At 68.5% G+C, this 1,378-nt stretch carries 1 protein-coding gene; it reads left to right on the top strand.

Features of this window, described 5'->3' with window-relative positions:
• The first annotated feature begins 76 nt into the window (after positions 1-76).
• Positions 77-1,369 (top strand): IS256 family transposase, encoded by a 1,293-nt coding sequence (locus ACY34I_RS40380; RefSeq protein WP_462760826.1) that lies wholly within the window; start codon positions 77-79, stop codon positions 1,367-1,369.
• The last annotated feature ends 9 nt before the right edge of the window (positions 1,370-1,378 follow it).

Raw genomic sequence — 1,378 nt, 5'->3', positions numbered from 1 at the left:
TGACGATCAGTTGGCCGGGCCGTTGGGCTCGGCGGTGGCCGGGCCGGGCGGAGCAGCCCGGGACACGGTGAACGGCATGATCGAGGCCGGCCTGCTCGATGACCTGATGGATCGAGTCGACGCGGGCGGGCTGGCGCTGACCGGTGAGGGCGGCCTGCTGCCGGAGCTGGTCAAGGCGGTCCTGGAACGGGGACTGGCGGCGGAGCTGACCGGCCATCTGGGCTACGAGAAGAACGATCCGGCGGGCCGGGGCAGCCCGAACTCGCGTAACGGCCACAGCGCCAAGACGATCGCGACCGAGGTCGGGGACGTGTCCCTGGCCGTGCCGCGGGACCGGGCCGGGACGTTCGAGCCCCGGCTGGTCCCGAAGGGATCACGTCGGGCCGGCGGGCTCGACGACATGATCATCTCGTTGTATGCGGGTGGGATGACGATCCGTGACATCGGCCATCACCTGCAGCGCACTGTCGGCACCGAACTGTCGCACGACACCATCTCGAAGATCACCGACGCTGTGCTCGACGAGGTGAAGGCCTGGCAGACCCGCCCACTGGAGGAGATCTACCCGATCATCTACCTCGATGCGCTGGTCGTGAAGGTCCGCGACGGGCACACGGTGCGCAACCGGGCCGCGCACATCGCCGTCGGCGTCGACTTGGACGGGGTCAAGCACGTGCTCGGGATCTGGGTCCAGGCCACCGAGGGCGCGAAGTTCTGGGCCGGGGTCTGCGCAGAACTGCGCAACCGCGGGATCCGCGACACGCTGATCGTGTGCTGCGACGGGCTGACCGGCTTCCCCGAGGCGATCGAGGCCACCTGGCCGCAGTCGACGGTCCAGACCTGCACGGTCCACCTGATCCGGGCCGCGATGCGGTTCGTCTCCTACCAGGACCGCAAGAAGGTCGCCGCCGCGCTCAAACCGATCTACACCGCGCCGACCGTCGAGGCCGCCGAGAGCGAGTTGCTCGCCTTCGCCGAGTCCGACCTCGGCAAACGGTATCCGGCCGCGGTGGCAACCTGGGAGAACGCGTGGGAACGGTTCATCCCGTTCCTGGCCTTCCCGCCCGAACTGAGGAAGATCATCTACACGACCAACGCGATCGAGTCGCTGAACTACCAGCTCCGCAAAGTCATCAAGAACCGCGGCCACTTCCCGTCCGACGACGCCGCGATCAAGCTGCTCTGGCTCGCCATCCGCGACATCGAGGACAAACGCGCCCGGGCCCGCGCCAAGGAGAAGGGCCTGCCCGCCGGACAACGACGGGCCCAGGGCCGGCTCGTCGAAGGCGCCGCCGTCCAAGGCTGGAAACAAGCCCTCGGCGCTCTCGCCCTGCACTACCCCGACCGCATCGGCCCCTACATCAACTAACCGAGATCC

Source organism: Micromonospora sp. RTBAU3-60 (assembly GCF_054963695.1).
The sequence above is the reverse complement of the archived record's forward strand: the minus strand, read 5'-3'. Positions and strand labels throughout refer to the sequence as shown.

Bases quoted from the DNA above. Each gene is read 5' to 3' on its own strand.
- ACY34I_RS40380 (WP_462760826.1), top strand. From the start codon at position 77: ATGATCGAGGCCGGCCTGCTCGATGACCTGATGGATCGAGTCGACGCG.